Annotated in this window: 22 protein-coding genes; 5 read left to right on the forward strand and 17 right to left on the reverse strand. The window is 68.1% G+C overall.

Annotated features, from left to right (window positions below):
• The first annotated feature begins 45 nt into the window (after positions 1 to 45).
• A complete protein-coding gene (locus tag C1737_RS11550) occupies positions 46 to 1,524 on the forward strand; it encodes a cytochrome P450 (protein WP_102418309.1) in 1,479 nt (492 codons plus the stop codon).
• A gap of 251 nt (positions 1,525 to 1,775) precedes the next feature.
• Here the strand turns inward: C1737_RS11550 and C1737_RS11555 are convergent, their stop codons facing one another.
• Positions 1,776 to 2,543, reverse strand: coding sequence for a prolipoprotein diacylglyceryl transferase (locus tag C1737_RS11555; RefSeq protein WP_158243963.1), 768 nt, complete (start codon positions 2,541 to 2,543; stop codon positions 1,776 to 1,778).
• Positions 2,544 to 2,958: 415 nt separating this feature from the next.
• On the opposite strand from C1737_RS11555, the gene C1737_RS26710 reads away from it, so the two are divergent.
• The gene (locus C1737_RS26710) at positions 2,959 to 3,150 is read left to right on the forward strand and encodes a hypothetical protein (RefSeq protein WP_158243964.1); all 192 of its coding nucleotides are present in this window, start codon (positions 2,959 to 2,961) and stop codon (positions 3,148 to 3,150) included.
• 195 nt (positions 3,151 to 3,345) lie between these two features.
• On the opposite strand, the gene C1737_RS11565 is transcribed toward C1737_RS26710, so the two are convergent.
• The 4 genes from C1737_RS11565 to C1737_RS11580 form a co-directional block, all read right to left on the reverse strand.
• Complete coding sequence (locus C1737_RS11565) at positions 3,346 to 3,858, reverse strand: homocitrate synthase (protein WP_102418316.1); 513 nt, start codon at positions 3,856 to 3,858, stop codon at positions 3,346 to 3,348.
• 571 nt (positions 3,859 to 4,429) lie between these two features.
• On the reverse strand, positions 4,430 to 5,422 hold the full coding sequence (locus C1737_RS11570) for a sensor histidine kinase (protein ID WP_102418319.1): 993 nt from the start codon (positions 5,420 to 5,422) through the stop codon (positions 4,430 to 4,432).
• 107 nt (positions 5,423 to 5,529) lie between these two features.
• A complete protein-coding gene (locus C1737_RS11575; RefSeq protein ID WP_102418321.1) occupies positions 5,530 to 6,960 on the reverse strand; it encodes a FadR/GntR family transcriptional regulator in 1,431 nt (476 codons plus the stop codon).
• Between the two features lie 33 nt (positions 6,961 to 6,993).
• On the reverse strand, positions 6,994 to 8,187 hold the full coding sequence (locus C1737_RS11580) for a thiolase family protein (protein ID WP_068098845.1): 1,194 nt from the start codon (positions 8,185 to 8,187) through the stop codon (positions 6,994 to 6,996).
• Between the two features lie 53 nt (positions 8,188 to 8,240).
• On the opposite strand from C1737_RS11580, the gene C1737_RS11585 reads away from it, so the two are divergent.
• The gene (locus C1737_RS11585) at positions 8,241 to 8,576 is read left to right on the forward strand and encodes a Zn-ribbon domain-containing OB-fold protein (protein ID WP_102418324.1); all 336 of its coding nucleotides are present in this window, start codon (positions 8,241 to 8,243) and stop codon (positions 8,574 to 8,576) included.
• Positions 8,577 to 8,670: 94 nt separating this feature from the next.
• Here C1737_RS11585 and C1737_RS11590 read toward each other — a convergent pair whose 3' ends face one another.
• Both C1737_RS11590 and C1737_RS11595 read right to left on the reverse strand, forming a co-directional pair.
• Positions 8,671 to 10,836, reverse strand: coding sequence for an acyl-CoA dehydrogenase (locus tag C1737_RS11590; protein ID WP_102418326.1), 2,166 nt, complete (start codon positions 10,834 to 10,836; stop codon positions 8,671 to 8,673).
• A 111-nt stretch (positions 10,837 to 10,947) separates the two neighbouring features.
• Complete coding sequence (locus tag C1737_RS11595) at positions 10,948 to 11,706, reverse strand: SDR family NAD(P)-dependent oxidoreductase (protein ID WP_067927999.1); 759 nt, start codon at positions 11,704 to 11,706, stop codon at positions 10,948 to 10,950.
• Positions 11,707 to 11,827: 121 nt separating this feature from the next.
• Between C1737_RS11595 and C1737_RS11600 the strand changes: the two genes are divergently transcribed.
• Positions 11,828 to 13,357 carry an ATP-dependent DNA ligase gene (locus tag C1737_RS11600; protein WP_102418329.1) on the forward strand — a complete coding sequence of 510 codons (1,530 nt, stop codon included), beginning with the start codon at positions 11,828 to 11,830 and terminating at the stop codon, positions 13,355 to 13,357.
• A 40-nt stretch (positions 13,358 to 13,397) separates the two neighbouring features.
• The gene (locus C1737_RS11605; protein WP_102418331.1) at positions 13,398 to 15,650 is read left to right on the forward strand and encodes a carbon starvation CstA family protein; all 2,253 of its coding nucleotides are present in this window, start codon (positions 13,398 to 13,400) and stop codon (positions 15,648 to 15,650) included.
• Between the two features lie 5 nt (positions 15,651 to 15,655).
• Here C1737_RS11605 and C1737_RS11610 read toward each other — a convergent pair whose 3' ends face one another.
• Genes C1737_RS11610 through C1737_RS11655 form a run of 10 tightly spaced genes read right to left on the reverse strand, consistent with a single transcriptional unit; the run spans position 15,656 to position 25,874 of the window.
• Positions 15,656 to 16,144 (reverse strand): hypothetical protein, encoded by a 489-nt coding sequence (locus C1737_RS11610; protein ID WP_102418334.1) that lies wholly within the window; start codon positions 16,142 to 16,144, stop codon positions 15,656 to 15,658.
• Positions 16,141 to 16,710 carry a mammalian cell entry protein gene (locus C1737_RS11615; protein WP_068098831.1) on the reverse strand — a complete coding sequence of 190 codons (570 nt, stop codon included), beginning with the start codon at positions 16,708 to 16,710 and terminating at the stop codon, positions 16,141 to 16,143. The genes C1737_RS11610 and C1737_RS11615 overlap by 4 nt, the downstream gene beginning before the upstream one ends.
• Entirely contained in the window at positions 16,680 to 18,113 is a 1,434-nt protein-coding gene (locus tag C1737_RS11620; protein ID WP_102418337.1) for an MCE family protein, read from the reverse strand. The genes C1737_RS11615 and C1737_RS11620 overlap by 31 nt, the downstream gene beginning before the upstream one ends.
• Before the next feature lies 1 nt (position 18,114).
• The gene (locus tag C1737_RS11625) at positions 18,115 to 19,224 is read right to left on the reverse strand and encodes an MCE family protein (protein ID WP_102419906.1); all 1,110 of its coding nucleotides are present in this window, start codon (positions 19,222 to 19,224) and stop codon (positions 18,115 to 18,117) included.
• 26 nt (positions 19,225 to 19,250) lie between these two features.
• Positions 19,251 to 20,537, reverse strand: a complete 1,287-nt coding sequence (locus C1737_RS11630; protein WP_102418339.1) for a virulence factor Mce family protein — start codon at positions 20,535 to 20,537, stop codon at positions 19,251 to 19,253.
• Entirely contained in the window at positions 20,534 to 21,850 is a 1,317-nt protein-coding gene (locus tag C1737_RS11635; RefSeq protein ID WP_102419907.1) for an MCE family protein, read from the reverse strand. The genes C1737_RS11630 and C1737_RS11635 overlap by 4 nt, the downstream gene beginning before the upstream one ends.
• The gene (locus C1737_RS11640; RefSeq protein ID WP_102418341.1) at positions 21,847 to 22,875 is read right to left on the reverse strand and encodes a virulence factor Mce family protein; all 1,029 of its coding nucleotides are present in this window, start codon (positions 22,873 to 22,875) and stop codon (positions 21,847 to 21,849) included. Before C1737_RS11640 ends, C1737_RS11635 begins: the two co-directional genes overlap by 4 nt.
• The gene (locus C1737_RS11645) at positions 22,872 to 24,305 is read right to left on the reverse strand and encodes an MCE family protein (protein ID WP_102418343.1); all 1,434 of its coding nucleotides are present in this window, start codon (positions 24,303 to 24,305) and stop codon (positions 22,872 to 22,874) included. Before C1737_RS11645 ends, C1737_RS11640 begins: the two co-directional genes overlap by 4 nt.
• Positions 24,306 to 24,309: 4 nt before the next feature.
• Positions 24,310 to 25,167: an ABC transporter permease gene (locus C1737_RS11650; RefSeq protein WP_068096408.1), complete on the reverse strand. Its 858-nt coding sequence runs from the start codon at positions 25,165 to 25,167 to the stop codon at positions 24,310 to 24,312.
• On the reverse strand, positions 25,164 to 25,874 hold the full coding sequence (locus C1737_RS11655) for an MlaE family ABC transporter permease (protein ID WP_369804457.1): 711 nt from the start codon (positions 25,872 to 25,874) through the stop codon (positions 25,164 to 25,166). Before C1737_RS11655 ends, C1737_RS11650 begins: the two co-directional genes overlap by 4 nt.
• Positions 25,875 to 25,887: the final 13 nt, after the last annotated feature.

Below are 25,887 nucleotides of genomic sequence, written 5' to 3' on the forward strand. Positions count from 1 at the left end.
AGACAGTGACGGCTGTCACCTCGGAGGGCACGCAAAGGAGCGTTCATGACCGCCACGATCAGCACCCCGCAGTACCTGCTGGACCAGGCTCGGCGCCGGTTCACCCCGACGCTCAACACCATCCCGGGGATGGGTGCGGTCGAAAAACGCCTGCTCGCCCACGACTGGGAAACCAAGGTCCTGGCCGAACCGCCCGTCGGTAGCGGCCTCAAGCCCGTGTTGGGCGACGCCGGCCTGCCGATCCTTGGGCACATCATCGAGATGTTCCGTGGCGGGCCAGATTACGCGCTGCACCTGTATCGCACCCGGGGCCCCCTGCACTTCCTCGACTCACCGATCATGCCGGCGGTCACCGCGCTCGGGCCCGACGCCACCCAGGCCGTGTTCTCGAACAAGAACAAGGACTTCTCGCAGAAGGGCTGGCACCCGGTGATCGGGCCGTTCTTCAACCGCGGCCTGATGATGTTGGACTTTGACGAGCACATGTACCACCGGCGCATCATGCAGGAAGCCTTCACCCGCAGCCGGCTGACCGGCTACGTCGAGCACATCGACCGCGTGGCGAGCGACATCGTCGCCAACTGGCCGACCAACGACGCACGTTTTCTGTTCCACCCGGCGATGAAGGAACTCACCCTGGACGTCGCCTCCCTGGTGTTCATGGGGCACGAGCCGGGCACCGACCACGACCTGGTCACGAAGGTCAATCAGGCGTTCACGATCACGACGCGGGCGGGCGGCGCGATCATCCGGCAGCCGGTTCCGCCGTTCAAGTGGTGGCGTGGGCTCAAGGCCCGCACGCTGCTCGAGGAGTACTTCGCCGAGCGGGTCAAGGAGCGGCGCCAGGCCACCGGCAACGACATGCTCACGGTTCTGTGCCACACCGAGGACGAGGACGGCAACAGCTTCACCGACTCCGACATCGTCAACCACATGATCTTCTTGATGATGGCCGCCCACGACACGTCGACGTCGACGACGACGACGATGGTCTACAACATGGCCGCCAACCCGGAGTGGCAGGAGCGGGCGCGCGAGGAGTCCGCCCGGCTCGGGGACGGGCCGCTGGACATCGAGGCGCTGGAGAAGCTGGAAACGCTCGAACTGATCATGAACGAGTCGCTGCGCATGGTGACGCCGCTGCCGTTCAACATGCGGCAGGCCGTCCGCGACACCGAGCTGCTCGGCCACTACATCCCGGCCGGCACCAACATCACGATCTGGCCCGGCATGAACCACCGCCTGCCCGAATTGTGGACGGACCCAGACAAATTCGACCCCGAACGCTTCGCCGAGCCACGCTCCGAGCACAAGAAGCATCGGTACGCCTTCGCGCCGTTCGGCGGCGGCGCGCACAAGTGCATCGGCATGGTGTTCGGTCAGCTCGAAGTCAAGACCGTCGTGCATCGGCTGCTGCGCCGCTACCGGCTGGAGCTGGCCCGGCCCGGCTATCAGCCGCACTGGGACTACGGCGGCATGCCGATACCGATGGACGGCATGCCGATCGTGCTGCGCCCGCTCTAGCCGACACGCGTCAGGCGATCAGCCGGTTGGCGCACGCGATCACCGCGCGCAGCGCCGACTGGGTCGGATCCTCCGCTTTCCCGCGGACCGCGCGGCACCGCCACGCCGAATTGGCTTTCAAACCACTCACGAGCCGAACGCCCGCCTGCCGAAGGGCTACCGGATTCGGATTTCGTGAGCGACCGACCCGCGGCGGGATGTCGGTCAGGATCAGGCCTCGCTGCGAGGTGCTAGGTACTACTGCCGAGGCGCTAGGGCAGTTTCAGCATGAACGCGACGCCGGAAATCACCGCCAGCACTACCGAAAAGCCCAGGTTCATCCGTGTCGGCAGCGCTGCGCCCGAGGCATCTGCGCGCAGCAGCTCCAAACCCAGCCGACCGATTCCATACGCTGCGGCCGAGCCGAGAAACAACAGCCCGGGCGGATCGGAGGGCGCGTGGAGGCAGACTCCGACGCCCAAGATCACCGCCGACCACGCCGCCTCGAAGAGTTGCGTCGGATAGCGACGCTTCCATTCGCCGAGTTGATCGGGCAGCCAAACCCCCAGGGGCCCACGCGTTTCTCGGCCCGAACAGCATCCGTTTATCAGGCAGCCGATTCGGGTGACAACCATCCCCACGAGCAAGATGATCGCCGCGCCGTCCCAGAACCGCCAGAACTGCAAACCCATGAGGGCAAGCACGGGCCACGAGACCACGAAGCTGAGCAGCAATCCGCCGTAGAGCCCGGCCCCGGAATCCGTCACCGCCGCCGCACCGGTGCGTTCGGCAAGAAACGCCGGATGACCGACGAGATACCAGATACGGGCACCTATCAGGGCGAAGACCAGCAAGACGATAGCCGATGCCGCGAACCGCGGGTAGCCAAGGCCGGATTCGTGCCCGCCCCAGAGCACCCCGACCGCGAAGCCCGTGTACAGCAATGCCGCGAAAGTCGGAATGCCAACTCGCCCAACGTGGAACAGATAACGGCGCCCCAGCCAGCGTGAAGACCGCACCGGGTCGGGTGACGTGATCACAGCAATCCGATCTCGGCCGCCCTCACGCCGGAACGGTGGGCGGCGTGGTGACGATTGGGCATCACTTCGTCATGTGCAATCTGATCAACCATGCGCCTCGAGCCGCCGATCGCGATTCCTGCCCCCACCGCGGACACGGCAGAAGAAGTCTGTGCGGGACGGGACTCACCGTAGCGCACAACCGAATTCAATGCGCGGCGATCGAGGTCTCGCGAAATGCGTTAGCGCACCGGGCTTCCAACCACAAAGGCGAGTGATAGCAGACGGCCACTGAAAGTTTGGGGCTGCGTGTTGCGGACGTTCCCGAATTGTTCGCCCGCTGTTTACTGGTGCCATCCATAGAATTCCACACGAGCGCAATAGCCCCTGCACACGGAAGGCGCCCTCGATGGTGGCACGGAGCAAGAAAACCCTGATGAAGGCACGGAGCAAGAAGATAGTGGCGACGTCGGCCGCGGCACTGATCGCGGTGAGGCTGCCGACCGGATGCGCCGTGATTCTCGACCCTGCCCTCGTCAGCGGCGGTACGGCCGGCGGCGGCGCGGTCGGCGGCGGTGCGGTCGGCGGCGGCGGTGGCGTCGTGAGCCTTCCGCCGCCGTTCGGATAAGTCGGCGTCACAACACCGACCGCGGAGATCGGCGGCCGCTCGGCTGGGACCAACATCACGATCTGGCCGGGCATGAACCACCGGCTGCACGAATTACGGACGGACCCAGACAGATTCGGCATGGTGTTCGGGCAACTCGAGGTCAAGACCGTCGGGCAAGCCGATCGTGCTCAGCCCGCTGTAGACCACAGCGCGTCAGGCGATCAGCCGGTTGGCGCACGCGATCACCGCGCGCAGCGCCGACTGGGTCGGATCCTCCGCCCAGCCCATCGCCCATTCGACGCGGGCGCCGTTGCCGCCGCGGACGAACGTGGCGGTGTGCTCCGCGGAACGGAGCTGATGGAACCGGAGAATCTCCACCGGAACGCCGCGCTCGTGCAGCATCGCGCTCAGCGCCGCGATTGGACCGCCGGCCGCGGCGGTCGACACGCTGATGCGCTCCCCCACGGCGATCATGGCCTCGAAGGTGCGGACCTGCGGGCCCAGCCGTCCGTGGCCGTCGGTGCACGCCCAGTTGCGCAGGCGGACGGGGCCGGCCGTCTGGCCGTACGTCGCGACGAACCGCTCCCAGGACATCGCGGCCGCCAGCTCACGCAGACCGCTCGGTAGCGGGGCGTCGAATCGCTGGGCGAACCACTCGGTCGCGAGGCACGGGCTGGCCGGGTCGGTGTCGAAATCGAGATCGGGGAAAGCTTCGGGAAGAGTCATGGTGCCGGTCTTCTTCGGTCGAAGGAGTGACCGACGGCAGCAGCTTCCGACCCACAGCGGGGGGTCGGTCTGGGTCAGACCCCGCTGCGGGTGCTAGCTACTACGGCCTTCGTGAAGGCACGTTCGAGAAGACGCACGAGCGACGACATTAGCCGCTTACCCGCCTGACGTGCAAGTTTCGGCCGAGCGGCATATCGCGCCCACCCGTTTCGAAATTCATCGAAAATTTTGGTTTACTCATGGCGAACAGCGGGTATGAAGCGGAAGCACCGCTCTTCAACGGCTGTGCAATTAACCCCCTCGAAGGATTGATGAAAGAAGGCTCATCATGAAGGCGAACCGCACCATGAAAACCCTGAAAGCTGCCGCAGCGGCCGCAGGCCTTATCACGGTGTTAGTAGTACCGACAGGATGTGCTTCATCGGCCGCCGGAAGCGGCGGGCTCGTTGGCGGCGGGGCAGCCGGCGGCGGCTGCATTGTCAGCGCGCTTGGCATCTGCGTCTAGCTGAAGCGACGAGCAACCCCCGGGACCGCTGCGTGGGGGACGGGTTTCCCGGGGGTTGCTTGGCGTTCAGCCCGTCGGGCCGGACGACGGCTCGAACCGCAGGTACGCCTGGATCGTCGTACCGCTGGCCGTGGTGTGCGTGCGGACCAGGTCCGAGATGGCGTTGACCAGATACAACCCGCGACTGGCGGGACCGCACGGCCCAGGGTCCAGGCGGCCCACCAGCGGATCCTCGAAGCATCCGGTGTCGCGCGCCTCGCACACCAGGTGCTCGTCGTCGCGCCAGAAGGCCAGTTGGCAGGCGCCGTCGGTGTACATCAGGCTGTTGCTGGCCAGCTCGGTGGCCACCAACTGCAGGTCCTCGATCGCGTCCCGGGACAACCCGACCCAGCCGGCGTAGTCGACCGCGAAGGAGCGCGCCGGGCTGAGGTCCGCCGACTTCCTGACCACGTAGGTGACAGCCCCCGGATTAGCGGGTAGTGGGCGGTTGCAGCGCTGCAAGGCGGCATCGGGCGCGTAGTCGGCGCTGCGTTGGAGTTCGCCACCTCCCCACAGCAGGGGGTGGGTGGCGCGGGCGTCCGCCAGCACGTCGTCGGGGAGCCGGCTGCCGTCGTAGAGGCACAATCCGGTCACCTGGTAGCCGTCCATGGCCCCGTTCACCAGCGCCTCGTGCTCCACGCAGGCAACCAGTTCCTCGTCGCTGCGGCCCGGCCAGGCGAGTTGGCTGACGATTCGCACGCGCCGGTCGGGGTGGTCGTCGACGAAGGAACCCTCCATCGCCATGAGGCGGGTCGGGTTGCGGGCGACCTCGGTGATGTCCACCATGCGCAGAGCGTCCGGCGCCGTGCCGCCCGCGCTCAGCGCGTCGTGTAGCGACGCCAACATGTCGGCCGGGACCGCGATGAGCACGGCCTCGTCGAGGTCCAACCCTTCCCGCACGAAGCGGGTCACGAAATCCAAATACTCCTGCTGGGATTGGTAGATGAGCGCGGAGTGGACGAAGCCTAGCTTCCCGATCCCTGTGCCCGCCGTCACTCCAGCATGCTCACTCTCGATCACTAACGCCAACCCCCTGCTGGACCGGCCGTCTGCCTTCTCCCTCCCAGTACCCGCGGCGGGGCTCCGCTATACCGCGCTGCAGATCACATCTGCGAACTCAGTACTTGCTAGAGCCACCACGAGGCGGCGGCGTCCAGATGACGGCGCACGCGATAGCGGGCCAGGCTGTCGTCGCCCGCCTCGATGGCGTCCGCGATCCGCAGGTGAGCGTGGTGGACGGCCAGGACGTCCGCCCAGGTCGGCGGGGCCTGCCCGGTGCTCGACCAGTGTCGGCGGAACAACTCGACGATGATGCGCAGGAACAGGTCGAGCAGCGTGTTGCCGGCCAGCTGCGCCAGTCCGACGTGGAACCGGAATTCCTCGACGGCGGCGTCGCCCACATCACCGGACGTTTCGCCGACCTCGGACCGATGGGCGGCCAGGAAGGCGGCCACCTCGGGTTCGCCGCGCCGCTTGACGACCTTGGCGACGTTGTCGATCTCGATCGCATCCCGGACGCAACGCAAGTCTTCGCGGCTCGGATCGCGGTACTGCAGGTACAAGGCGATGGTGTCGATGCTGGCCTGCGCCTGGGGTTTGGCGACGACGAGCCCACCGCCCGGCCCCCGGCGCATGTGCGCAACCGAGTGGTACTCGAGCAGCCTCACCGCTTCGCGGAGCACGGCGCGGCTCACCCGGTAGCGCTCCAGCAGCTCAGCCTCGGCGCCGAAGACCGAACCGACCTGCCAGCCGCCCGCCGCGATGTCGTCACCGATCGTGGCGGCCAGCATCTCGGCCAGCTTGCCGCGGGGCGCCTCGGCGGTGAGCCGGCGCGGCTTACGCCGTCGGCCCGTGCTGCCCGGGTGATGGCGCTGCAGCCAGGCGGTCACGGCCTCGATGTGTCGTTCGCTGAGTGTCTTGGCCTGCGCCGAGTCGCCGGAAGTGACGGCTGCGACGATCTCGGCGTGGTCGACGTGCATCCGGTCGAGCGCCTCGACGGCCTCGCCGGCCGTGTCCGTCCGCGACTGTAGGGCGTATCGGGTGGTGAGCCGCATCAGGACGTCGATAAACAGTTGCAGGACAGGGTTTTTCGATTGCTCCGCCAGGGCGATGTGGAACTCGTCCCGCGGCGCCGGCAGCCCGGGTCTCCACTCTCGTTCGCCCGCCAACACCGCCCGCAGCCGCGCGATACCCGCTTCGTCGATGCGTTCGGCGGCCAGCGAAGCCGCCAACGGTTCGAGCACCAGGCGCGCGTTGAGCAGGTCGCCCAGGGTCGTGCCGAGGTGTTCGAGGTAGATGACGACGGCGCGGGTTGCGGGGCCGGCGTCGGGTTCGCAGATGATCAGCCCGCCGCCCGGCCCGCGGCGCATCCGGGCGACCTGATGGTGTTCGACGAGGCGGACTGCTTCGCGCAGCACCGAGCGACTCACCCCGAAGCGTTCCTGCAGGGCGTGTTCGGATCCCAGGGATTCGCCGGTGGCCCAGCCGCGGCGGACGATCTCCGCCTCGAGGTCCCGCGCGATCTTGGCGGCCAGTTTGCTCTCGTGGCCGGTACTCATGTCAGGCCCGACGATGCTCTCGCGCAAGGGCTTTCAGCATGTGAGCAGCATGCAGCCGGCGACGGGCCCGCCCCCCACGGACACCACGCCGACGTCCGGGCGCTGCGACACCTGCCGCTGCCCCGCCTCGCCGCGCAGCTGCAGGCATCCCTCGTGCAGCGCCCAGTAGCCGTGCATGCGCCCGGCGGACAGTTGGCCGCCGTAGGTGTTCAAGGGGAGCGCTCCGTCGCGGGCGATCCGCGCGCCGCCCTCGACGTAAGGCCCGGCCTCGCCGTCGCCGCAGATGCCCAGCGCCTCCAGCCATGCGAGGGTGAGGTAGGTGAACCCGTCGTAGAGCTCGGCAACCTGGAGATCGGACGGCTTGAGGTCGGTGCGCGACCACATCTGGGCCGCCGCGTCCGACATCGCCATCTTCGGATAGTCGGCCCGATGGAACCAGCCCCCGGCGCCGTCGGCGCCGCCGATCGCCTCCACCGCCACCGGGCGGTGCGGGCAGTCACGCGCGTACTCCGCATGCGAGACCACCACGGCGATCGAGCCGTCGATCGGAACATCGCAGTCCAGCAGCCCGAACGGGGTGGACACCGGCCGCGCGCTGAGATAGTCGGCCATGGTCATCGGGTCGCGGTACACGGCGCGCGGATTCAACGCGGCGTTGCGCCTGCCGTTGAGGGCCACCCAGCCCAGCTGTTGTTTGGTGGTCCCGTAGAGCTCCATGTGGCGTCGGCAGTTGAGCGCCAACCAATTGGCCGCCGAGTAGGCGTTGGCCGCGACCAGGTCGTTGACGTCGTCCATCGCGCCTACGGCGGGACGTTCGGCGCCCTCCGGCGTCTCGAACATCCGCGCGAGTGGCGGCGCGGGCGCGTTCTCCTGCGGCTTCACCGGGACCGTGCCGCCGAGCATCTGGATGGTCCGGTACACCAGCACGTGGCGGGCGCGGCGCTCGGCGACCGCGCGGCACGCCGACATCACCGGGCTGAGCAGGCCGCCGGTGCCGAATCCGGATCCGCAGTCGGCCGCCTCGATCCGCAGTTGGGCGTTCACGTCTTCGGCGGGGGTGTCGCCCAGCGTCGCGATGCCGTCGATGTCGGAAGGGGCCAATCCGGCGTCGTCGATGGCGGACCGCACCGCTTCCATGGTCAGGTCCAGGCCCGCGATACCGGTGCGACGGCCGATCCGCGAGATGCCGATACCGGACAGGATCGCGTCCTTCTCGAAATGCGTCATGCACACCGCCCGTCAGACCATGCGTCGAACCAATTGAGTGTACTGTATTCGTCGTGCCGGACGCGCCGCTGCTCATCGAATACTGCGACGATTGCGCGCGCTGGGTGCATCCGGCGACCGGGAAGTGCCGCGCCTGCGGCCGCCCGCTGGTCGCGCGGCCGGTATCCGGACGCGGGACGGTGTTCACCTACACGGTCAACCACCACCCGTACAACCCGGAGATTCCCGTCCCGTACGTGATCGCCATCGTCGAACTCGCCGAGCAGGAAGGCCTGCGGGTGGCCGCCAATATCGTTGGCTGCGAACCCGAGTCGGTCACCTGCGGCATGCCCGTCGAGATCCTGCCGGAGAAGGGCAGCGGCGGAGCCCCGTTGTTCGCCCCCGTCTGATCCCGCTTCCCTTTCGCGCGAGCGTCCGCAAATTACCGGGTTTTGCGGCGTGTCGCTGTACAGACACGGTCGCTCGCGCAGGGGCACCGAACGGCTAGTTGATCAGCGGGTCGCGCGGCATGCCGAGGATCCGCTCGGCGATCTGGTTGCGGGTGACCTCCGAGGTGCCGCCGGCGATCGCCATGCCGCGGGCTCCCATCGCCAGCCGGCCCACGATCGCGCCGGGCCCGTCCATCAGCGCGACCTCCGGGCCGGCCAGCGCCGCCCAGATGGCGGCGCCGTCCACCATGTGTTCGGCCAGCTTCAGCTTGGTGATGTTGCCTTCCGGACCCGGCCCCGCGCCCTCGACGCTGCGGGCGGCGCGGCGCAGGTTCAGCAGCCGCAACGCGTGATCGTCGGCGAGGAAGGATCCGATTCGAACGGGCGCCCCCGCCAAGCGATCTGACTGCTGCTGAGCGAGTTGCACCAGGGTGGGGGCCAGCCCCTCGTAGAAGGACCCGCTGCCGCCGATGCTGACCCGCTCGTTGCCCAGCGTGGCGCGGGCCACCGTCCATCCCGAGTTGGGCGCCCCCACGACGTCCTCGTCGGGAACGAACACGTCGTTGAAGAACACCTCGTTGAATTCCGAGCCGCCGGTGATCTGCCGCAACGGCCGCACCTCGACGCCGGGGCCCTTCATGTCGATGATGACGGTCGTGATGCCGGCGTGCTTGGGGGCTTCGGGGTCGGTGCGCACGGTGGCCAGGCCGCGCGCGCAGTACTGGGCTCCGCTGGTCCAGACCTTCTGCCCGTTGATCTGCCAGCCGCCGTCCACCCGGGTGGCGCGGGTCTTGACTGACGCCGCGTCGGAGCCGGCCTCGGGTTCGGAGAACAGCTGGCACCAGATCTCTTCTTGGCGCAGCGCCTTCTCCACGAATCTTTCGATCTGCCAATCGGTTCCGTGCTGAATCAGGGTCAGGATCACCCACCCGGTGATCGAGTAGTCGGGCCGTTTGATGCCGGCCGCGCGGAACTCCTCCTCGATCACCAGCTGCTCCACCGCGTCGGCGGCGCGGCCCCAGGGCTTGGGCCAGTGCGGCATCACGTAACCGGTCTCGATGAGTTTGTCGCGTTGCGCCTCTTTGTCCAGGGCGGCGATCTCGGCCGCGTCGGCGTGGATTCTGGTGCGCAGTTGTTCGGCCTCGGGCGGCAGATCCAGGCTGTTCTCCCGCCGGGCTCCGGCGGCGGTGCGCTCGAAGACATCCCGGGCCGGCGCGTCGCCGCCGAAGAGCGCCTGTATCACCAGCGCGCGGCGCAGGTGCAGGTGAGCGTCGTGCTCCCAGGTGAAACCGATGCCGCCGTGAACCTGAATGTTCAACTCGGCGTTGCGCGCGTAGGCGGGAAACGCCAGCGTCGCCGCCACCGCCGCGGCCAGCTGGAACTGGGCTTCGTCCTCCGACGCCGCGCGCGAGGCGTCCCACACGGCCGCGACCCCGGACTCGGCGGCCACCAGCATGTTCGCGCAATGATGCTTGACCGCCTGGAAAGTGCCGATGGTGCGCCCGAATTGCTGCCGCACCTTGGCATAGTCCACGGCGGCCTCCACGCAGTCCGCGGCGCCACCCACCGCCTCGGCGGCGAGCAACGTCCGGGCGCGGGCCAGCGCGGATGCCCGCGCGCCCACCAGGACGTCGTCGGCGCTGACGTCCACGTTTTCCAGGCGGACCCGGCCGGAGCGCCGGGTCGGGTCGAAGTTGTTCGGCACCTCGATCGACACGCCGGCGCGACCGCGCTCCAGCAGCAGCACGTCGTCGCCCGCCGCGATCAGCAGCAGTTCGGCCAGGCCGGCGCCCAGCACGATTCCGGCGTCACCGTCGGCGATCCCGTTCGTGAGCCGCACCTGGCCGTCCAGGCCGATGCCCGCGGTGACGGTCCCGTCGACCAACCCGGGTAGCAGGCGCGACTTCTGTTCGGCCGAACCGTCTTTGGCGATCACCGCCGACGCGATGACGGTCGGCACGAACGGACCCGGCGCGACCGCGCGGCCGAGTTCCTCGACGACCACCACGAGTTCGGGCAGCCCGAACCCCGAACCGCCGTGCTCTTCGTCGACATGCAGGCCGAGCCAGCCCAGCTCGACGAGGTTCTGCCAGAACGGCGGCCGCGATTCCTCGGCGGCGTCCAGCAGGGACCGCGCAGCCCAGCGGGCCTTCTGCGAGGTCAAAAACCCGCGGGCGACTTCGGCGAGTTCGCGATGGTCGTCGGTCAGTGCGATACCCATGAGGGGCCCTCCTCGCTACCGGCTGGGTGCCTGCCCCGCTTCGAGGGGAAGCGGGGCGGCTGCCTAAAGAGTGTACTTAATCCGGGGGAGGGCCACTCGCGGGGGTGGCTGCTACTTGGGCGCGAACCGCTGCCCGGCGTCCAGCCGGATGCACTGGCCGTTGAGCATCGGGTTGTCCACGATGGCCGCCGCGAGCTTGGCGTACTCGATCGGCCGGCCCATCCGCTTGGGGAAGGCCGCGTCCTTGGTGAGCGCCGCCGCCATTTCGTCGGGGACCATCGAGGTGATTCCCGTCAGGAACAGGCTGGGGGCGATGGCCAGCACCCGGATGCCCATCGAGCCCAGGTCGCGGGCCATGGTCAGGCACATGCCGGCGATCCCGGCCTTGGCGGCGGTGTAGGCCACCTGCCCGATCTGGCCCTCGAAGGCCGCGATCGACGCGGTGTTGATGATGACGCCGCGCTCTTCGTCCTCGGGCTCGTTCTTGGCCATGTGCGCGGCGGCCAGCCGGCTGATGTTGAAGGTGGCGATCAGGTTCAGGTCGATCACGGATTGGAAGGACTCGAGGTCATGGGGACCGGACTTGGTCAGCGTCCGCTTGGCGATGCCGCCACCCGCAGTGGTGACCGTGACATGCAGGCCGCCCAGCTTGTCCACCGCGGTCTGCAGCGTCTCCTCGGTACCCTTGAAGTCCGTGACGTCGACCGGATAGAACGCGCCGCCGATGCCTTCCGCGACGGTCTTGCCGTCGGAACCCTCGCGGTCGAGCACCACGACGTCCGCCCCACGCTCGGCCAGCAGCTCCGCCGAGGCGCGACCCATCCCCGAGGCGCCGCCGATGACGACGACCTTCTTCCCGTTGATCTCCATCCGGACCCTTCCTTTCGGGTTATCAGATTCCTTGCAATCTGTAACGTTACGTAGGCACGCTAGCGTGTCCGTCCTTCAGGGTTGACCCCGCCTTGTCGGCGAGCCGTGCCAAGCTGATTCCGTGCTGCTTTTCGACGTGGCGACCACCTCGCTTGACGTGGGCGGGACGTCGTCGCGGCTGAGCAAGGTGGCCCACATCGCCGACCTGTTGCGGCGTGCGGCGGCCGACCCCGACGGCGTCGCGATCGTGGTGTCCTGGCTCTCCGGTGAGCTGCCCCAGCGCCAGATCGGGGTCGGGTGGGCATCGCTGCGGTCGCGGCCGCCGCCGGCATCGCACCCGACGCTGACCGTCGCCGGCGTGGACGCCCGCTTCTCGGAGATCGGAGCGGTGTCGGGCAAGGGGTCGCAGGCGCGGCGCGCCGAGCTGATCGCCGGCCTGTTCGCCGCCGCGACCGATGCCGAGCAGACCTTCCTGGTTCGGTTGCTCGGCGGCGAGCTGCGCCAGGGGGCGCTGACCGGGATCATGGCCGACGCGGTGGCCAGGGCCGCCGAACTCCCCGTCGCCGCCGTGCAGCGCGCCGCGATGCTGGGCGGGGACTTGCCGTCCGTGGCGGCCGCCGCCCTGGGCGGCGGAGCCAGGGCGCTGGACGCGTTCGCGCTGCGGGTCGGCCGGCCGGTGGGTCCGATGCTGGCACAGACCGCGACCGGGGTGGCCGATGCGCTGGAACGCCACGGCGGCACAACGATTTTCGAGGCGAAACTGGACGGGGCGCGGGTGCAGATCCACCGGTCCGGTGACCAGGTCACCGTCTACACCCGAAGCCTCGACGACGTCACCGCGCGGCTGCCGGAGGTGGTGGAGGCGGCCCTGGCGCTGCCGGTGCGCGACCTCATCGCCGACGGCGAGGCGATCGCGCTGCGGCCCGACAACTCACCGCACCGCTTCCAGGTCACCGCGTCCCGGTTCGGCCGATCGGTCGACGTCGCGGCGGCGCTTGCGGCGCAACCACTTTCGGTGTTCTTCTTCGACATCCTGCACCGCGACGGCGCCGACCTGCTCGACGCGCCGACCGCCGAGCGGCTGGCCGCCCTGGACGCGCTGGTGCCGGCCGCGCAGCGGGTCGATCGGCTGCACACCTCGGACGCCGCCGAGGCTGCCCGGTTCCTGGACGCGACGCTGGCCGCCGGCCACGAAGGAGTGCTGGCCAAGGCGCCGGACGCGCCGTACCAGGCGGGCCGCCGCGGAGCGGGGTGGCTGAAGGTGAAGCCGGTGCACACGCTGGACCTGGTGGTGCTCGCGGTCGAGTGGGGATCCGGGCGACGCACCGGCAAGCTCTCCAACATCCACCTCGGCGCGCGCGAACCCGCCACGGGCGAATTCGTCATGGTGGGAAAGACTTTCAAGGGCATGACCGACGCCATGCTGGACTGGCAGACGGCGCGGTTCTCCGAACTCGCGGTCGCCGGTACCGACGGTTACGTGGTGCGGCTGCGGCCCGAGCAGGTGGTCGAGGTGGCGCTGGACGGTGTCCAGAAGTCCTCGCGCTACCCCGGCGGGGTGGCGCTGCGGTTCGCCCGGGTGCTGCGCTACCGCGACGACAAGGGCCCGGCCGAGGCTGACACCATCGACAGCGTGCGGGCGCTGTATTAAGACGGGCGGAGTTCGTTTCGCGCGCGTAGGGTTTTCGGCCGTGGCAGTCAAAGAGCACGACAAAGACGTCAGCTACATCCACACCGACGACGGGCTACCGCCCGTCGCGATCGTCGACCGCTCCCCCATCACCGGCCGGCACAAGATCTTCTTCGCCGCCATCGCCGTGATGGGCGCCGTCGCGTGGGCCATCATCGCGTTCGCGCGCGGCGAGACGGTGAACGCCGTCTGGTTCGTGGTCGCGGCGATCTGCACCTACGTGCTGGGCTTCCGGTTCTACGCCCGGCTGATCGAGATGAAGATCGTCCGCCCCCGCGACGACCACGCCACCCCGGCCGAAGTGTTCGAGGACGGCGGCGACTACGTGCCCACCGACCGGCGGGTGCTGTTCGGCCATCATTTCGCCGCCATCGCCGGGGCCGGGCCGCTCGTCGGTCCGGTGCTGGCCACCCAGATGGGTTACCTGCCCTGCAGCATCTGGATCATCCTCGGGGCGGTGTTCGCCGGCGCGGTGCAGGATTACCTGGTCTTGTGGATCTCCACCCGACGGCGGGGGCGTTCCCTGGGCCAGATGGCCCGCGACGAACTCGGCGCCACCGGCGGCGCCGCCGCCCTCGTCGGTGCGTTCGTCATCATGGTGATCATCATCGCGGTGCTGGCGCTGGTGGTGGTGCGGGGCCTGGCCCAGAGCCCATGGGGCGTGTTCTCCATCGCCATGACCATCCCGATCGCCCTCTTCATGGGCTGCTATCTGCGTTTCTTGCGGCCGGGACGGGTGGCCGAGGTGTCGATCATCGGCTTCGTGCTGCTGATGCTGGCCGTCGCCTCCGGCAACTGGGTCGGCCAAACATCCTGGGGTGCAACGTGGTTGAGCATCTCCCCGACCACGGTGGCCTGGCTCATCGTCGGCTACGGTTTCGTGGCATCGGTGCTGCCCGTGTGGTTGCTGCTGGCACCGCGCGACTACCTCTCCACGTTCATGAAGGTCGGGGCCATCGCCCTGCTCGCGGTCGGCATCTGTGCCTCGCTGCCACTCATGCAGGCGCCCGCGGTCTCGCGGTTCGCCGCCCGCGGCGACGGGCCGGTCTTCCCCGGCTCGCTGTTCCCGTTCCTGTTCATCACCATCGCGTGCGGAGCGCTGTCCGGATTCCACGCGCTGATCTCCTCGGGGACGACACCCAAGCTGCTGGAGAAGGAGAGCCAGATGCGGCTCATCGGCTACGGCGGCATGCTCACCGAATCCTTCGTCGCCGTCATGGCGCTGATCAGCGCATCGATCCTCGACCAGCACCTCTACTTCGCCCTCAACGCCCCGCCCGCCCAAACCGGCGGCACCGCGGCCACCGCCGCGGACTACGTCAATCGGCTCGGCCTGAAGGGGATCCCCACCAGCGCAAGTCAACTCGGTCAGGCCGCCGCCGGGGTCGGCGAAAAGTCGATCGTGTCGCGTACCGGCGGCGCGCCCACGCTGGCATTCGGCATGGCAGAGGTGCTGCAACGGGTCTTCGGCGGGGCGGGCCTCAAGGCGTTCTGGTATCACTTCGCGATCATGTTCGAGGCGCTGTTCATCCTGACCGCCGTCGACGCGGGCACCCGCGTCGCGCGTTTCATGCTGTCCGACACGCTGGGCAACCTGGGTGGTCCGCTGACCAAGCTGCGCAACCCGAGCTGGCGCCCGGGCGTCTGGCTCTGCAGCCTGGCGGTGGCCGCCGCCTGGGGCAGCATCCTGCTGATGGGCGTGACGGACCCGCTGGGCGGAATCAACACCCTGTTCCCGCTGTTCGGCATTGCCAACCAGCTACTCGCCGCCGTCGCGCTGACCGTGATCACGGTGGTGGTGATCAAGAAGGGCCTGCTGAAGTGGGCTTGGATTCCCGGTATTCCGCTGCTGTGGGATTTGGCCGTCACGCTCACCGCGTCGTGGCAGAAGATCTTCTCCTCAGATCCCAATGTCGGTTACTGGACGCAGCACTTCCAGTATCTGGCGGCCCGCAACGCCGGCAAGACGTCATTCGGTTCGGCCAAGAACGTTCATCAGCTCGACGACGTCATCAGGAACACCTTCGTCCAGGGCACCCTGTCGGTTCTGTTCGCACTGGTCGTGGTCGTCGTGCTGATCGTCGGGATCATGGTGTCTTATCAGGCGATTCGCGGCCGAGGCCGGCCGCTGACGGAGGATGAGCCGATACCGTCGAAGTTCTTCGCGCCGTCGGGTCTGGTTACCACGGCCAGCGAACGCGCGGTGCAGAGGCAGTGGGATGCGGCCAGCACCGTTGCCGCGAACAAAGATTGACACCCCTAAACCGGATCGAACCCGGAGATCAACCAGCGGCCCCCGACCTTGTCCAGCGTGACCCGGACGCTGGACGCCGTGTATGCGGGCGCGTCGGCGCCGACGATTGTGGTCTGGTTGACGAACAGCAGGACGACGCCGTGGTCGGGCCCCTCCGACACCGACGCCGCAGACTGGACGGTGGCCAGCGCGGAGATATGCCGCTGCTTCGAACCGGGGATGACGACGTCCCGGGTCAGCGACGTGTAGGTGTCCTTGAACCGCCCGATCAGCCGCTCACTCGCGGCGCCCAGGTCGCGCTCGACCGTGTCCGGCCGATAGGTCAGCAGGGCAGCGGTGCCCTCACGCGCCGCCCGGATGGCCTCGATGCGACCCCCGTCGGCGTCGGCGATCGACGAACCCTGCCACTTCAGCAATCCGGCGCCTGACGCAAGCGACAGCGCCAGCCCCGGCAGCACAGCGTATGCCAGCACCCGAGACCAGTTGTTTCTCAAGGCACGAACTCCACGTTCGACACCTTCGCCTCGCCGCCGACCTTGACGACGGAGAGCCGCATCCGCCAGGCGTGCGGCTGCTGTTCGGCCGCCGCGGCGTTCGACGTGCGGACCGTCACAGCGACCAGGACCTCGGCGCGGTCGCCGGACTGCGATTCGATGCCCGCTTCCGTCACCGTTCCGACAGACCTCGACCGGGTTCGCAACACCACGTCGATGAAGGGCTGCGAACGTCTGGAGAAGTTGTCGTAGAGCTGCCCGGTCGCACCGGCCAGGATGCGTTGCACGTCGGCGTCGGCTTGACGGAAGTCGACCGTGGTGAGGTTGACCGCAGCTTGGCGACCGGCCCGCAGAAAAAGCATGCGCTGCTCCTGGTCCTCATGCGCCCGGTGAGCACGCAGCCCAACCCACCCGATCAGCCCGATCAGCGCGCAGACGATGACGAGTCCGATGGTCAGCGTCAACCGGATCGGAGCGGCGTCGCGCTGCCGCTCCTGCTGCTTCGAGCCGTCGCCGACTTCCGCAGGGGGCCCGGTCAATTCGGCGGTAGCAACATCGTCTGCCATGTGCGCTCCTTTCCACCGGCGGTGGCCAGATCCGATTGCGTGTAGACATGCCCGTCAGGGCCGACGTAGGTGCCGGTGGCCGGGTCGTACTCGGCCGCCGGGATCGGCACCGGGGCCGGAACGGGCGGAGCCGGCGGACGCGGCTGCGGGACGGGCTGACCCGAAAGCGTCGCGTTCGGGTCGCCTTTCCAGTTGTAACCGTCGTTGAGCGGAACGTAGCTGTCGTCGCTCTCGCACATCTGGACCGTCGGGGACCGCTTGCCCGGGTGGCCCACGCACGGGGTGTTGCGGACGCCGCGGACGTTCTGCGCGGAGTCCTGCGGCACCCGGCAATACAGGTCGCCCGCGGGGCGGTCCGGGTAGTCCTCCCACGACGGAACCCGCTGCTGCTGGGCGGGCAGGAAGCCGGTCAGACACGGTGGCGGCAGGTTCAGTCGCAGGTTGAAGCTCAGGAAGGCGCCCTTGTAGCCCTGCTTGGTGTTCCTGTTCGGGACGTTGATCGCCTGGATCGTGGCCACCGCCTGGGGAAGTAGGACCAGCAGCTGCTCGAGGCCGGCGTGATAGGTCAGCGCCACCTGCCCGACGCCGATCAGGTTGGCCAGCACGACCGGCAGCGTCGGGTTTACCCGTTCCAAGAGCTGTTGGACTTCCCCGACGGCCGGCGCGCCTTGCTCCAACACGCGCCGGAGGGCGGCGTCGCTTTTCTGAACGCCGCGGGTGAGCTCGGCCAGGTGTGCGGCCCACGCCCGTACCGCATCCGAGGTATCGGTCTGCGTGTCGAGCACCGGCTTGGAGTCGTCGATGAGGGTGAGCAGCGCACCGAGGTTCTTTCGCGCCTCGATGGACAGCGAGCTGGCGCCGGCCACGAGCCGGGACAGGTCCGGACCGAGCCCACCGACGGCGGTGGACGCCTCGTCGACGACGGTCTTGAGGTCCTCACGCGGGACCGATTCCAAGCCCCGGTTCGCCGCATCGAGCATCGTGTCCAAGTCGGGCGGCACCGACACGCGATCGGCCCGGATCACGTCGCCGTCCCGCAGCGGGGGCGAATCCCTGCGTGGCAGCAGGGCGATGTATTGCTCCCCCACCGCCGATTGGCTGTGCACCTGTGCATCGAGGTCCGCCGGGATGTCGATACCCGACTTCAGCGAGAGCACCGCCGCGACGCCGGCATCGGTCAGACGCACGCCGTCGACCCGGCCGACTTCGGTGCCGCGATAGGTGACGTTGCCGCTGGGGTATAGACCCGCGGCCTGCGGCAGCTCGACGGTGACCCGATACCGTCCGATGCCGACCATGGCCGGCACCTGGATATAGCCGAACACCATCACGGCGCCGCCGATCAGCGCGACGATCACGAAGATCGCCAACTGGACGAGGACTCGTCTGGACAAGGGCGGCATGTCAACGGCCCTGATCCCAATGATACGGCGCGACAAGCGGATTGCCGGCGGTGTACGGGCTCGGCATCTGGCCGATCGTGCGACCCCACTGCAGCTCCAGCTCCGTCAAATTGCCCTCGAAGCGGGTGCCGGTGAGAAATGACGCGTCGAGCCGACTCAGCGTCAGGTCGATGATGGCCGTCAGATTGGCGTAGTCCCCGCGGGCCCACTTGCTGATGGTCTCCTTCGGGAAGGGATAGGTGGCGAGCAGGCTCAACGCGCGGGTCATGGCGGGACCCGCGTTGGCCAGCGATTCCAGCACCGGCGCCAGATCGTTGAGCTCTTTGACCAGAGCGTCCTTGGTCTGCCGTGTCGAATCGGCAACCAGCGCACTGAATTTGCCGAATTGATCCAGCGCCTCCACCAGGGTCTGTCGCTCGTCGGCCAGGGTGCGAAGCGCGGCCGGGATGGCCGTCAGCGCCCTGTCCATCACCGGCTTCTGATCCGCGAACTGGCCGACCAGGGCGTTGACGCTCTCGGCGGCGGCGATGATGTCGCCGGTCTGGTCGGCCACGTGGCCGGTGAAGGTGTCGAGCTGGGCTATCAGGCTGTGGAGGTCGTCGGCGCGTCCGGCCAGCGCGGTGCTCAGCGACTGGGTGATGTCCTGAATCTGGCCGATCCCACCGCCGTTGAGCAACAACGAGATAACGGCGAGGGTCTGCTCCGTCGACGGGTAACTGCCGGCCGACGACAGGGCAATCAGCGACCCCTCCCGCAGCCTGCCCCGGGGCGGGACGTCGGTGGGCGGCGCGAGCTCGACATGCAGGGAACCCAGCAGGCTGGTTTGGCCGATCGTTGCCGTCGCGTTCGCCGGCAGGTCGACATCGCCGTCGAGCCGGATCGTCAGCAGCGCATGCCAGCCCTGCCGCTCGATCCTGGTGACATTGCCGACGGTGACGTCACCGACCTGCACACGCGAGTTCTGTTCGAGGGTGCCCACGTCGGGCAGTTGCGCCTGGATCGTGAACGCCCCGGGGCCGCGTCCGGCGGTTCCCGGCAGCGCGACCGAGTTCAGGCCGCGCCAGCCGCAGCCCGCCGGCGCGACCATCACCAGCACCGCCAGCAAGCCCATCGCGGCGCGACGCAGGACCCCGGCCGTCACGATCCACCCTCGGTCGGCAGCATCAACCCGCGCAAGCCGTCGGCGGGATTGGTCGGGTGCACCCGGGCCGGCGCGGCCGGGACGCCCGGGCTTCCGCCGGGATTCGGCTGCGGCGGAACATAATCCGGGCGCATCCAGTCCTCGCTGTAGGTCACCTCGTTCGGGCGCGCCGTGGCGCCGACCACTAGGTTCTCGCCCAGCGGCGGGAAGTTGTACTGACGGTTCTTGATGATCGGGGCCAGGTACTGAACGCACAGCTTCGCCGACTGGTCCCAGCCCAGGCGCGACGCCGCCTGTATCGCCCCGCACAGGAAGGCGACGGGATTGGCGAAGTTGGCGAACGCCGGCGCACCGCTCAGCGTGCCTTGCGCGGGCTGATAGATGTTCATGAAGTTCTGCAGCTCGGTGGGGGCGATGTGCAGGGCCTGCCTCAAGTCGTCGAGGCTGTTGTTCAGCGCCGTCGACACCGACGCCAGCCTGTCCGACGTCGTGCCGAGCGCTTCCCGGTTGTCGGCCACGAAGGTCCGCACGTCGCCGACGACGTCGGAAAGTGCCGTGAGCGCCTTGGCGACCTCGTCGGGGTCGTTGGTCAGCAGGCCGGTGACCGACGCCAGGTTCTGATTCAGCTGCCGCATCAGGTCACCACTGCTCTGCAACGCCGAAACCAGAATCGACAGGTTCTTCACCGTGCTGAACAGATCGTCGCTGTGGTCGCCGAGCGCCGAAACCGCTTGGGAGAGTTTGACGATGGTGTCGCGGATGGACACTCCCTGGCCGCGCAGGTTGTTCGCGGCGGTCCTGACCAGCGACCCGAGGGGGCTCAGGCCGCCGTGTGTCGGCTGCAGCATCTGGGTGAGCTTTTCGAGGTCCTGACGCAGGTCGTCCCACTCCACCGGGACCGCGGTGCGGGTCTGCGGGATCACGGCGCCGTCTTGCATCCGCGGGCCGCCGGTGTAGGCGGGGGTCAGTTGGATCGCCCGCGCGGTAACCAGGGACGGCGACAGGATCACGGCCTTGGCGTCGGCGGGCACCTGGTATCGGGCCTCATACCAGAAGGTGATCTTGACGACCTCGGGTTGCGGCTCGATCTTCTTGATGTGACCGACCGCCACACCCAGGATGCGCACCTCGTCGCCCACGAAGATGCCGTTGCTGTTGGTGAAGTAGGCGACCACCGTGGTGGTGCGGCTCACCGCGGACGAGTGCCAGGCCACCGCGGCACCGGCGAGCAAGGTCAGCACCAGCGCCGCAGCCAGGGCGATCCTGGCGTTGTGGCGGTTCATCTTTCACCGGCTTTCGGTGGCGACGGCGGTTCACCCGGCGCCGGCACGTATACCGGCGACGGTGAAGGAGGCGCCGGGGGCGGGGCCGTCTGCCCCGGGGCGATCGGCGGTGGCCCCGGCGGCGGTCCGCCCGGCGGCGGCGCGGGGGGCGGCTCACGGTAGGGGTAGCGCGGATCACCGGGATTGCCGGTGATCGCGTCCGGGAGGTTCAGCCTCGGATCGCCGCCCTGACCCGTGCGCGGGAACGGCACCGGCAGGGCGGGTGTTCCCGGCTGACCGACCTGCGGGTCGGTGAGTTGCGACGGCAGCAGCACATTCGGGTCCAGGCCCAGGTCGGAGAACGCGGCGTCGACGAATGGTTGGATGAACTGACCGGGGATCAGGTTGGCGATGTAGAAGTTGAACCACGGACCGCTGGACATCGATTCGCCGAGCGACAGCGCATAGTCATCGAACTTCCTGATCGCCTGCCGCACTCGTTCTTTGCGGTTGTCGACGATGGTCAAGACCTCGTTGAGCTTGTCCAGTGCCGGCTTGAGGGTCTGGCGGTTGTCGGCGATGAGCCCTTTGATCTGCCGGCTCACCGCCGCGATGTTGCCCGAGATCTGGTCCAGCGCGCGGCTCTGGCTCTGCAACTCTGCGAGCAGGGCGTTGGTGTCGGTGACCAGACGGGCGATCTGGTCGCTGCGTTCGCTCAGCACGGTGGTGGCTTTGTTGGCGTTGGCCAGGAGATTTCGCAATTGCGTGTCGCGGTCGCTCAACGTCTGTGAGAACCGCGCGACGCCGGCTACCGCGATCTTCAGGTCGGCGGGGGTGTCGGAGAAGGTGTCCGCCAGCACCGCCAGTGATTCGGACAGCCGGTTGGTGTCGATCCCGCTGATGGCGGCGCCGAGGTCGCCGAGCGCGTCGGGCAGCTGGTAGGGCGCGTGGGTGTGCTCGAGCGGGATCGGCCCGGACAGCCTGCCGTCGCCGCGGGTGGTGATCTCCAGGATCTTGGCGCCCAGCAGGCTCTTGGTCTTGATCGATGCCTCGCTGCGATCCCCGATCCGGATGTGCTTGTCCACCTCGAACGTGACGAGCACCCGCGGGCCGTCGAGCGCGATGCTGTCCACCGTGCCCGCCTTCAGACCCGAAACCTGCACGGCGGCACCCGTTAACAGCCCGCCCGCCTCGGCGAAGTATGCCGAATATTGCCTGCCCGATTTGAACAAGGGCAGCTTGTCGTAGGTCAGCGACACCGCCACCACGCCTGCGACGACCACGACACCGATCGCGCCGACGGCCAGCGGATTGCGTTCGGAGAAGTACTTCATCGTGGCGTGCACCTCCCCGAGGGCTGGCCGATCACTTTGACGTAAACCGGCTGCCCGCCTTTGCCGTTCAGCTTGAAGAGCATTTCGCAGAGATAAAAACTGAAGAAGTCGCCATAGAGGCCCTGGCGGTTCAGCATCTGGTAGGCATCCGGCAGGGTGTTGAGGAAGTCGTCGAAATAGTCTCGGTCGGCCATGATCAGGCCGCCCACCCGGTCGCCCTCGCCGAGGATCTTCGCCAGGGGCGCGCGGCCTTTCGCGATCAGGTCGGCAACCGAACCGGCCGCGGCGTTGGCGTAGGCGATCCCGTTGCTGATGTCTCGCTTACGGTCGGCGAGCGTTTCCAGCAGCCGGGACAACGAGTCGACGGTGTTTGCGAACTGGGCGCTCTGGTCTCCGAGCGAGCCCAACACCGTGTGCAGGTTGAGAATGACCTGCCCGATGAGCCGGTCCCGGTCCGCCAGGGCGTTGGTCAGCGCGGCGGTGCGCGCCAAGACGGAACTGATCGTTGCGCCCTCGCCCTGGAACGCCTTGATGAGTTCGCTGGACAAGGTGTTGACCTGGTTGGGATCCAGCGCGCGAAACAACGGGCGGAAGCCGCCGATCAGCGCGTCCAGATCCAGCGCCGGCGACGTCCGGCCCAGCGGAATGGTGTCGCCGGGCCGGAGTTGCCTTGTGCCACCGGGTCCTTCCTGCAGCGCCAGGTACCGGCCGCCGATGAGGTTCTGGTAGCGGATGACCGCCTTGCTGCCGTCGGTAAGCACCACCGTGTTGTCGGCGCTGAAGTCGACGACCACGGTGCCGTCGTCCTGGACCGAGATCTTGTTGACCTTGCCGACCTCGACGCCCGCGATGCGGACGAAGTTGCCGACCTCGAGTCCGGACACGTTGCTGAACCTGGCCTTGTACGGCATCTCGTTGCCGAACCGCAGCTGCGCGAAGATCGCCAGCATCGCGACCAGGCCCAGGGTGCACACGACCAAGAAGATGGCCAGGCGCCAGATGGCGCCCGACAGGTTCTCCTTCATGGCGTGCTCCTCGGTGACGTCGGTCGCTGGTCGTCAGGGCGGTGGCGGTGCGGGGGTGGGCTGCAGCTGTGCGGCGGGGGCCCCGGTTCGGGCGGCGCGCCCGGCGGTGGCGCCGGCGGCAGACCCGGGTACAGCGGGGTTCCGTCCGGGGCGTATTGCGGGGCGCCATACGGCGGCGCTCCCGGGTACGGGATCGGCCCGGGAGCGGGACCCCCGGGATAGCGGATGCTGGGTGGTTCGGGGATTCCGCGGGTGACGGGCAGGTAGTCGGCGTATCCCGGGAACGCGATCCCGGGATTGGGCCGGATATCCAGACCGGTTCCCCATCCCGTGTTCGTAATGAGTTGGCGCAGAGGCCAATTGGCTGCGACGTCCGGCAGTGATCCGCATCCCGGCTGACCGCCGGGACCCCCCTTGGCGCCGACGATCGGAAGGTTTTGCGGGTACCGGTATTGGTCCGCGCCGAACAGCGGTGTGCTGTCGATGATCAACGAGTATCCGTTGGCGCCGCCCATCGCGTCCCGGTACCCGGTGTCGAGGGCGGTTTTCGCGCCGACCAACATGCACGTCAGTGCGGGGTTGTATTTCATCAGCAGGCTGGTGGTCGGTTCGAGCAGATTCACCGCCCTGATGATGTTGTCCTTGTTGGGCCCAACAAGATTGATCCCGCTGCGGGAAAGCCCGATGGCGCCGGCGAGCAGCGCGTCGAGGGCGGCCGAGTCATGGTCGATCGTGCCGCTGGTGGTGCCGGCGGCGTCGAGCACCCGCAGAATATCCTGTGCCGCAGGGTCGTAGGTGTCGCTGATGCCCTTGACCGCGCGAATGTCCGCCCTGACCGTTTCGGCGCGCGGATTGATCGCGCGCAGCACCTCGTCGGCGTCGGTGATGCCCTGGCCGATGACTGGTCCTCGGCCGCGCAAGCCCTCGGCCAGCGCGGACAGGACGGCCTGCAGCTTGGCCGGGTCGATCTCGTCCAGCACCTTGACGAGGTTGGCGAACATGGTGTTGACCTCGGTGCCGACGTTGTCGACGGGGATCACCGCCCCGGCCGACAGGCGCTTCGGGCTGGGCCGGCTCGGATACACGAGGTCGACGTATTTGGCGCTGAAGAAGGTGGTCGCCCTGATGCGGGCGCGCACATTCGCGGGGATGTATCGGACCTGGTTCGGGTCGAGATCCAGCCTGAGGCTTACCTTGTCCTTGCCGGTGTGGATCTCGGCGACCCGGCCCACCTGCACCCCGCGCATCTTGACCTTGCCGCCGCGGTCCATCACCAGGCCGGCCCGGTCGGATACCACCGTCACCGGCACGTACGACTTGAACTCCCCCGAGAAGAAGGCAGACGTCAGCGCGATGGTGCCGAGCGTGGCGACGGCCAAGATCAGTGTCCACCACGCGGGATGCATCCCCTCTGAGCGCGATTCCGACATGGTCCTACCCGGAGAGGTTGAAGTGGCCGGACTGGCCGTGTACGGAAAGCGAGATCGCCAGCACGATCAGCGTCAGCACGATCAGGGAAGTGCGGACCGAGTGACCGACCGCCCGGCCCACGCCGGCGGGGCCGCCCCACGCGTTGTAGCCGTAGTAGGTGTGCACGAGCATGACGGCGATCGCCGCGGCGATCACGGTGACGAACGACCACAGCAGGTCGGTCGAATTGAGAAATGTGCGGAAGTAGTGGTCGTACACGCCGGTGGACTGGCCGTAGATGCCCGTCGTGCCGAACCGCGCCGCCTGAAACGCACACACCACCGCCACGCAGTACAGCGGGATGACCACGACCACACCCGCGACCACCCGGGTGGAGACGAGGTAGGCGATGGATCGCACCGCCATCACCTCGAGCGCGTCGATCTCGTCGGCGATCCGCATCGCGCCCAACTGCGCGGTCGCGCCCGCGCCGATGGTCGCGGCCAGGCCGACGCCGGCGACCGCGGGCGAAATGATGCGTACGTTGACGTAGGCGGAGATGAATCCCGTCATCGCCTCGACGCCGATGCCGGACAGCTGGTTGTAGCCCTGTACGGCGATGACCGCGCCGGTCGACAGGGTCAGGAAGCCTACGATCACCACGGTGCCGCCGATCACCGCCAACGCGCCGGTGCCCAGGCTCATCTGGGCGACCAGTCGGATGATCTCCTTCCCGTAACGAGCGAAGGCCGTACGCATTTCGGCGATCGCCATCGCGTAGAACTTCACCTGCGCGCCAACGCGATTCCAATCGGCGGCAACGCGGCCCGCCGCGTGCGGCAGCCAGTCGAATCGCTGGTGTAGCGCGCTGTCGCCGGTCATTGCGGACCCGTGTAGTAGACGGCCGTCGCCACGATGTTGATGACGAACAGCGCGACGAACGAGTAGACGACGGTTTCGTTGACGGCGTTGCCGACGCCCTGCGGGCCGCCGCCGACGGAAATGCCCTTGTAGCAAGCGATCAGAGCGGCCGCCATCCCGAACAGTGCGCCTTTGACCAGGCCGAGGATGAGGTCGGGCAGGTGGGTGAGCAGTGTCAGACCCGCGGCGAAGGCGCCCGGGGTGACGTGCTGCACGAAGACCGAGAAGACGAACGACCCGGCCATGCCCACCAGGGTGACCAGCGACACCAGGGACACCGCGACGACGGTGGCCGCCAGCACCCGCGGCGCGGCGAGTCGGCGAACCGGGTCGACGCCCATCACGCGTAGCGCGTCGAGTTCGTCGTGGATGGCACGCGCGCCGAGGTCGGCGCACATCGCCGTGGCCCCGGTGCCGGCGACCACGAGAACGGTCACCACCGGCCCGATCTGGGTGACCGAGGCGGTCGCGGCGCCCGTGCCCGAGAAGTCGGCCGCCCCGAATTCGACCAACAGGATGTTCATGGTGAACACGACGAGAACGGTGAACGGGATCGTCAGCAACAGCGTCGGAATGATGGACACCCGGGCCACGAACCAGGTTTGCAATAGAAACTCGCGCCACGGAAAGGGCAGCTTGAACATCGCCACGAATGTGTCGAGCGACATGGCGAAGAAATCG

Source organism: Mycobacterium sp. 4858, from assembly GCF_900240975.1.
Lineage (GTDB): Bacteria > Actinomycetota > Actinomycetes > Mycobacteriales > Mycobacteriaceae > Mycobacterium.

Bases quoted from the DNA above. Each gene is read 5' to 3' on its own strand.
- C1737_RS11590 (WP_102418326.1), bottom strand. From the start codon at position 10,836: ATGGGTATCGCACTGACCGACGACCATCGCGAACTCGCCGAAGTCGCC.
- C1737_RS11635 (WP_102419907.1), bottom strand. From the start codon at position 21,850: ATGAAGTACTTCTCCGAACGCAATCCGCTGGCCGTCGGCGCGATCGGT.
- C1737_RS11575 (WP_102418321.1), bottom strand. From the start codon at position 6,960: ATGAGTACCGGCCACGAGAGCAAACTGGCCGCCAAGATCGCGCGGGAC.
- C1737_RS11580 (WP_068098845.1), bottom strand. From the start codon at position 8,187: ATGACGCATTTCGAGAAGGACGCGATCCTGTCCGGTATCGGCATCTCG.
- C1737_RS11650 (WP_068096408.1), bottom strand. From the start codon at position 25,167: ATGACCGGCGACAGCGCGCTACACCAGCGATTCGACTGGCTGCCGCAC.
- C1737_RS26710 (WP_158243964.1), top strand. From the start codon at position 2,959: ATGAAGGCACGGAGCAAGAAGATAGTGGCGACGTCGGCCGCGGCACTG.
- C1737_RS11595 (WP_067927999.1), bottom strand. From the start codon at position 11,706: ATGGAGATCAACGGGAAGAAGGTCGTCGTCATCGGCGGCGCCTCGGGG.
- C1737_RS11645 (WP_102418343.1), bottom strand. From the start codon at position 24,305: ATGTCGGAATCGCGCTCAGAGGGGATGCATCCCGCGTGGTGGACACTG.
- C1737_RS11550 (WP_102418309.1), top strand. From the start codon at position 46: ATGACCGCCACGATCAGCACCCCGCAGTACCTGCTGGACCAGGCTCGG.
- C1737_RS11655 (WP_369804457.1), bottom strand. From the start codon at position 25,874: ATGTCGCTCGACACATTCGTGGCGATGTTCAAGCTGCCCTTTCCGTGG.
- C1737_RS11565 (WP_102418316.1), bottom strand. From the start codon at position 3,858: ATGACTCTTCCCGAAGCTTTCCCCGATCTCGATTTCGACACCGACCCG.
- C1737_RS11640 (WP_102418341.1), bottom strand. From the start codon at position 22,875: ATGAAGGAGAACCTGTCGGGCGCCATCTGGCGCCTGGCCATCTTCTTG.
- C1737_RS11625 (WP_102419906.1), bottom strand. From the start codon at position 19,224: ATGGGCTTGCTGGCGGTGCTGGTGATGGTCGCGCCGGCGGGCTGCGGC.
- C1737_RS11620 (WP_102418337.1), bottom strand. From the start codon at position 18,113: ATGCCGCCCTTGTCCAGACGAGTCCTCGTCCAGTTGGCGATCTTCGTG.
- C1737_RS11630 (WP_102418339.1), bottom strand. From the start codon at position 20,537: ATGAACCGCCACAACGCCAGGATCGCCCTGGCTGCGGCGCTGGTGCTG.
- C1737_RS11615 (WP_068098831.1), bottom strand. From the start codon at position 16,710: ATGGCAGACGATGTTGCTACCGCCGAATTGACCGGGCCCCCTGCGGAA.